Below are 6,112 nucleotides of genomic sequence, written 5' to 3'. Positions count from 1 at the left end.
AAAGTCACGTTGACGAAGCTTGCGCTTCATTCATTGTTTGTATCCGAAGATACGTTTTTTGCCTCATCGTTCAGTTTTCAAAGTTCGTCGTGTCGTGTTAGCGACTTTAATAAGATATCATGGAATAACTTAACCGTCAATCCTTTTTCTTATTTTTTTAATTTGTTTTCGTCGTTCAGAGCGTGTCGCCCTGTCGACATGTATTAATATACTATCTCAAAATAGTAACGTCAACAGATTTTAATAAAAAACTTTTAATTATTTTTTTCTTCTATATATAGTATTTTCGATTCGCGATAAAAAACATATGAACCAATCGTTTAAACGACTGGTTCATATGTTACGAGTTCCACGCCCGTACCTTTTGTTTGACGATAAGAGATGCGAATTAACCCTTTACGCATAAAGAAATCGACTAAACTACCTAAATCAACCTTCAGTTCCTGCAATCGTTCATTTTCCATTAGTTCATACATCGTCCACGGGATTGTTCTTTCACGCATCACTTCAAACAAATACTTTCCACCGGATAATACTTTCGATTGAAGTAGATGTTCCAGACCAATCAAAGCTAAATGGATTCGCAATTCAAGTGTTTCTTCACTTAATAGTAATTGCTGGTATAACTTGTACACTTCCGGATCATCCATGCGAGCTTGTTCCCAAACGACAATTTCAGGATGTGCTCCTTTTTCAAGAACGGAAAGCCGTGCTAAATGATGTAAAGCATGATGCACGTGCGTGTAAGCATCATAGTAGTTACCGCGACTAAAGAGATTACGCCCGTCTTGAAAACGACGTAGTAGTTTCGCAAAAGACAGTGACATTTGCAGGCAACGTTCTGCTTCCGGGAAATTCAACAGCCTTTTTTTCATATCAGTTAAATAATCATTGCGTTCAAAAATAATTGTTCCTTCGGATATCCAATGGACAGCTCGCCGATTCGCGTTCAGTACAATCCATCGTGACAGTACATCTTCATGGACGACATGAAGTGACACCTTGAGTGTATCTAGGCGGTAGTGTTTGATTGTCCATTCAATAGAGGAGTCCCGTGTAACAACTAGTAACAGTATATCAAATTGGTCCGTCAATGAATCCTTCGGTTGCTGTTTTTCAACAGCGATGATCCCTTGCGTTTCTTGATAGGCAGCATATTCGGAATAAATTGTTCTTGTGACTTGTTCCATTCAATTCTCACCCTTCTTCACTCATACTCATCCGTTACCATTTTCGACAAAAATTCATTGTTTCCTTCTTCAGGACATAAGCTACAATATGCTAGACTGTCGTTAGGGGGAATTCAATTGAAAAAACAACGCAAGAATAAAATAAACCGCGCCCGTAACTTGGCGATGTTCCTCGTTTTTGGTGGAATGCTCGTTATGTATGGCGGTCTTCTATTAAAACAATTTGAAATCATCATGGTTATTTTAATGCTACTCGGTTTTGTCATGGTCTTAGCGAGTACTGCCTTATATTTCTTGATTGGTTTAACTTCAACGAAAGCAGCCGTCGCCACTTGTCCGAACTGTGGAAAAGAAACAAAAGTCCTCGGTCGCGTCGATTTATGTATGCATTGCGATGAGCCACTCACGATGGACCAAGAACTTGAAGGAAAAGAATTCGATGAAAAATACAATAAACACAATAAACGAGCTCCCCGTTAAAGGAAGCTCGTTTTTATTGTACGTTTGATTGGCATTCAGGACACGTCCCGTATACTTCGAGACGATGACGATCTACTTTAAATCCAGTCAAATGTGCAGCGACCGTCTCGACATCATCGAGAACCGGATAATTGAAGTCGACGATTTTACCGCACCCTTCACATATCATATGATAATGACGTGTCGTAACGAAATCGAATCGGCTCGAAGCGTCTCCATAGTTCATCTCTTCAACGATTCCTTTTTCACGGAAAACACGTAAATTATTATAAACTGTCGCCACACTCATATTTGGAAAACGATGTTCGAGCGCACGATAGATATCATCTGCCGTCGGATGCGTATGTCCTGTCGTCAAGTATTCCAAGATTGCGTGACGTTGTGGTGTCATGCGAACGCCCGAGTCCCGTAAAGATCGTACTGCGTCATCTAGCATTTCGTTAGCCACGTCCATCCCCTCATTTCTATCTTTCATTGATTATTAGATTGTAATCTTTATAATTAGTCTACCTACATTATTCCCGTCCGTCAACGGCTCTGCTTCTGATTTGACGTCCGTGATACAATCATATCGTGATATTTTTCACGAATCAACGATTGGAGGAATCATCCATGTCAACCCATTCTACACGCCCGACATCCGAGGCGTTATACGACGTTGCCCAAAAATGTATCGTCGGAGGTGTCAACAGTCCATCCCGCTCTTTTAAGGCCGTCGGAGGAGGCGCCCCCGTTTATATGGAACGTGGAGAAGGTGCTTACTTTTACGATGTCGATGGCAATCGTTATATCGATTACTTAGCCGCTTACGGTCCAATCATCACCGGGCACGGGCATCCACATATTACGGAAGCGATTACGCATGCGGCGCAAAATGGTCTCCTATATGGTACGCCTCACCGTCTAGAAATCGACTTCGCACATAAGCTTCAACAAGCGATTCCGTCTTTAGAAAAAGTTCGCTTTACGAATTCAGGAACCGAGGCGGTCATGACGACGATACGAGTCGCGCGTGCCTACACGGGTCGTGAACTCGTCGTGAAATTCAGCGGCTGTTACCACGGACATTCTGATTTAATGTTGATTGCAGCAGGAAGTGGTCCAGCAACACTCGGTTCACCGGACTCTGCCGGTGTAACGAAAGCAACAGCGAAAGAAGTCTTGACGACACCGTTCAATGATGTTGAAGCCTATCGTCAAATCATGGCTGAATGGGGCGATCAAGTTGCCTGTGTCCTCGTCGAACCGATCGTTGGGAACTTCGGGATTGTCGAACCGCATCCTGGATTCCTCGAAGCCATCAATGAGATTACTCATGAGCACGGCGCACTCGTCATCTACGATGAAGTCATCACGGCGTTCCGCTTCACATACGGCAGTACTCAAGAACTATTGAATATCCGTCCTGATATGACGGCACTCGGCAAGATCATCGGTGGTGGTCTTCCGATCGGTGCATACGGTGGTCGTAAAGACATCATGGAACACGTTGCTCCGCTCGGTCCTGCTTATCAAGCTGGAACGATGGCTGGAAATCCGGCATCGATGGCAGCAGGTATCGCTTGCCTAGAGTTACTTGAACAGCCTGGTGTCTACGAAGAATTCGAACGTCTCGGTGCGAAGCTCGAACAAGGGATTCTCGAGGCTGCTGCTACTCATGACGTCACGATTACAATCAATCGTCTAAAAGGAGCTTTGACGGTCTACTTCACGGATGAGACGGTCACTGACTACCTCGGTGCGGAGCGCGCAAATAGCGAGATGTTCGGTCGTTTCTTCAAATTGATGCTCGAGCAAGGCATTAATCTTGCCCCTTCAAAATATGAGGCGTGGTTCTTGACGACGGCTCACACGGACGCAGACATCGATGAGACGATTGCTGCCGTCAACCGTGCGTTCGCACAATTGTAAGCTGTTCATTCTTTATACAAAAAGGCTATTCCGAAAAAAACGGAATAGCCTTTTTTCATTCGACGAGCTCGAGGTTCTGAATCGCGTACAGTTCAAAATATGCGCCACGTTTACGCATCAACTCTTCATGACGACCGAGTTCCGTGATTTGACCATTTTCAATCACGACAATCTTATCGGCATCCGTAATCGTCGACAGACGGTGGGCGACAGTAAACGTCGTCCGTCCTTTCGCGAGACGCGCAAGCGAATCTTGAATCATCGATTCACTTTCTAGATCTAGCGCACTTGTTGCTTCATCCAGAATGAGAATCGGTGGGTTCTTCAAGAAGACACGGGCAATCGCCAAGCGTTGCTTTTGTCCCCCTGACAGTTTAACGCCTCGTTCTCCGACCGCCGTCTTGTACCCTTGCGGCAGCCGTTCAATGAACTCGTGTGCATTCGCCGCCTTCGCAGCAGCAATTACTTCTTCATCCGTCGCTTCCGGGTTCCCCATCTTGATGTTCATTTCGACCGATTCACTAAAGAGAATCGATTCTTGCATGACCATTCCGATTTGGTCGCGTAAGCCACGCAATTTCAAGTTTCGGATGTCGACACCGTCAAGCGTAATCCGTCCAGACGAAACATCATAAAAACGAGGAATCAGACTGACGAGCGTCGATTTCCCGCCTCCCGACATTCCGACGAAGGCGATTCGTTCCCCCGCCTGGACGTCGAGCGTCAACCGGTTGATCGCAAGTTCGCCATCTTCTTCATACGAGAAGCTGATGTCTTCGAACTGGACGTTTCCTTTAACAGCGACCGGATCTTTCGCATGTGCTTTTTCCGTAATATCATACGGTTCGTCTAAAAATTCAAACATCCGGTCCATCGAAGCAATCGATTGTGTCAACGTAGTGGACGAGTTGACGAGGCGACCGAGCGGTGCATACAGACGGTCGATGTAGCCGATGAAAGCGACCATCGTCCCGATTGTTACTTGTCCGTTCAAGACGAAAAAGGCAGCCGTACCAAAAATCAAAATCGGTGCAAAGTCGGTAATCGTCGAAACGACGACGTAGGTCCGTGCATTCCAGTTCGTCTGACGAAGTGCCGCTTTTAAGAAACCATCATTTTGACCTTTGAACGCTTTGTTTTCATGTGGTTCAAGGGCGAAACTGCGGATAACTGCCATTCCGTTGACCCGCTCCGTCAAATGTCCTTGGAGTTCCGCAAGTGCTGCTGAGCGATCGCGCGTCAAACTGCGGAGCCGCCCATAAAAGAACTTCACGGCAAAGGCATAAAACGGCAATGGGATGATTGCGACGAGCGTCAATTTCGGATTGATCGTCCACATGATGGCAATTGCGATAAAAATCGTAATCATATCGAGCCATAAGTTCATCAAACCCGTTACAACAAAATCTTTTGTTTGTTCGACATCGTTGATGATTCGGGAGATGACTTCCCCGGTTTTCGTATTTGAATAAAACCGAAGTGATAATTTCTGAACATGATCAAACAAATTATTCCGTACGTCGAACAAAATTTTCGACGCCGACCACTGTGCTAAATACTGACGGACGAATTCAAGTGGTGGTTTGACGACGAGGAAGACGAAGAAGCCCGCTCCAATCAAATACGCCAGTTCCTTACTCCGCTCTGCAAGCGGTACCGTATTATCGGTCAGGAGGTTATCGATGATGTACTTATACAGTAACGGTAATCCTAACGGAATCGAAAACTTGATGATCCCGACGAACACCGTCAAAAAGATTTGTTTTTTGTACGGCTTGACGAACTGCATGTAGCGACGAATCGAACCTGGCGCCTTATTTTTCTGTTGTTGAGTTTCCTTACCCATGATGATTCACTTCCTTCAATTAAAAAAAGACGATGGCGAACCATCATCTCCGATATCTTGTTTCATATTCACGATACCACGTTTCAACGAATGCCGGATTGAACGGACCTTTCCGACTTCGAATCCACTGGATTAAAATCTGGACGTTGTCCTTCAGGATACGATCAATCGCTTTCGGATAATTCATTTCCCGGCGATGTTTCTCGTACTCATCCTCATCCAAAATCATATACGACATGTCCGGATACACCTTAATGTCTAAATCATAATCAATGTACTTGACTGCTCGATCCTTTTCATCAAACGTCGAAGGTGACCCTAGGTTACAGTAATAGTAGATTCCATCCTCTCGAATCATACAGATTACGTTAAACCAGAGTTCTGTCGAAAAATAACAAATCGCGGGTTCGCGTGTCCGCCACTGACGACCATCCGATTCACTGACCATGATTCGATCATTGAATCCAATCAATTCTTCTTCCGTCGATTTAAGCACGAGCGTTTCTTCCCAAACTCTGTGTAAGCTGCCATTATGTTTGAAACTTTGAATCTCAATCTTGCTACCTTCTTTTGGGAATCGACTCATGTGCTACTCCTTTCTGAAGCTTTTTTATTCAATTTTTCTATACTCTCGTGCTTATTATACCCATTTTCAGAACACATGAAAAACGAAAGGGTACTTTTT

Annotated in this window: 6 protein-coding genes; 2 read left to right on the top strand and 4 right to left on the bottom strand. The window is 44.7% G+C overall.

The window, feature by feature from the left end; translation table 11 throughout:
- Positions 1-320: 320 nt before the first annotated feature.
- Positions 321-1,190: a nucleotidyltransferase-like protein gene (locus KNQ05_RS12020; protein ID WP_029332786.1), complete on the bottom strand. Its 870-nt coding sequence runs from the start codon at positions 1,188-1,190 to the stop codon at positions 321-323.
- 117 nt (positions 1,191-1,307) lie between these two features.
- Here KNQ05_RS12020 and KNQ05_RS12015 point away from each other — a divergent pair, with 117 nt between their 5' ends.
- Positions 1,308-1,670, top strand: coding sequence for a DUF2614 family zinc ribbon-containing protein (locus KNQ05_RS12015; protein ID WP_214805472.1), 363 nt, complete (start codon positions 1,308-1,310; stop codon positions 1,668-1,670).
- 13 nt (positions 1,671-1,683) lie between these two features.
- On the opposite strand, the gene perR is transcribed toward KNQ05_RS12015, so the two are convergent.
- On the bottom strand, positions 1,684-2,106 hold the full coding sequence (perR, locus tag KNQ05_RS12010; protein ID WP_369834779.1) for a peroxide-responsive transcriptional repressor PerR: 423 nt from the start codon (positions 2,104-2,106) through the stop codon (positions 1,684-1,686).
- A gap of 176 nt (positions 2,107-2,282) precedes the next feature.
- On the opposite strand from perR, the gene KNQ05_RS12005 reads away from it, so the two are divergent.
- Complete coding sequence (locus KNQ05_RS12005) at positions 2,283-3,581, top strand: glutamate-1-semialdehyde 2,1-aminomutase (RefSeq protein ID WP_214766610.1); 1,299 nt, start codon at positions 2,283-2,285, stop codon at positions 3,579-3,581.
- A 55-nt stretch (positions 3,582-3,636) separates the two neighbouring features.
- Here the strand turns inward: KNQ05_RS12005 and KNQ05_RS12000 are convergent, their stop codons facing one another.
- Positions 3,637-5,427 carry an ABC transporter ATP-binding protein gene (locus KNQ05_RS12000; protein WP_214766612.1) on the bottom strand — a complete coding sequence of 597 codons (1,791 nt, stop codon included), beginning with the start codon at positions 5,425-5,427 and terminating at the stop codon, positions 3,637-3,639.
- A gap of 43 nt (positions 5,428-5,470) precedes the next feature.
- Positions 5,471-6,013, bottom strand: coding sequence for a nucleoside tri-diphosphate phosphatase (ntdP, locus tag KNQ05_RS11995; protein ID WP_029332781.1), 543 nt, complete (start codon positions 6,011-6,013; stop codon positions 5,471-5,473).
- Positions 6,014-6,112 lie beyond the last annotated feature (99 nt).

It is taken from the genome of Exiguobacterium sp. s125, from assembly GCF_018618605.1.
Classification (GTDB): Bacteria; Bacillota; Bacilli; order Exiguobacteriales; family Exiguobacteriaceae; genus Exiguobacterium_A; species Exiguobacterium_A oxidotolerans.
This window is presented reverse-complemented; position numbering and strand designations above follow the sequence as displayed.

Bases quoted from the DNA above. Each gene is read 5' to 3' on its own strand.
- perR (WP_369834779.1), bottom strand. From the start codon at position 2,106: ATGCTAGATGACGCAGTACGATCTTTACGGGACTCGGGCGTTCGCATG.
- KNQ05_RS12020 (WP_029332786.1), bottom strand. From the start codon at position 1,190: ATGGAACAAGTCACAAGAACAATTTATTCCGAATATGCTGCCTATCAA.
- KNQ05_RS12005 (WP_214766610.1), top strand. From the start codon at position 2,283: ATGTCAACCCATTCTACACGCCCGACATCCGAGGCGTTATACGACGTT.
- ntdP (WP_029332781.1), bottom strand. From the start codon at position 6,013: ATGAGTCGATTCCCAAAAGAAGGTAGCAAGATTGAGATTCAAAGTTTC.
- KNQ05_RS12000 (WP_214766612.1), bottom strand. From the start codon at position 5,427: ATGGGTAAGGAAACTCAACAACAGAAAAATAAGGCGCCAGGTTCGATT.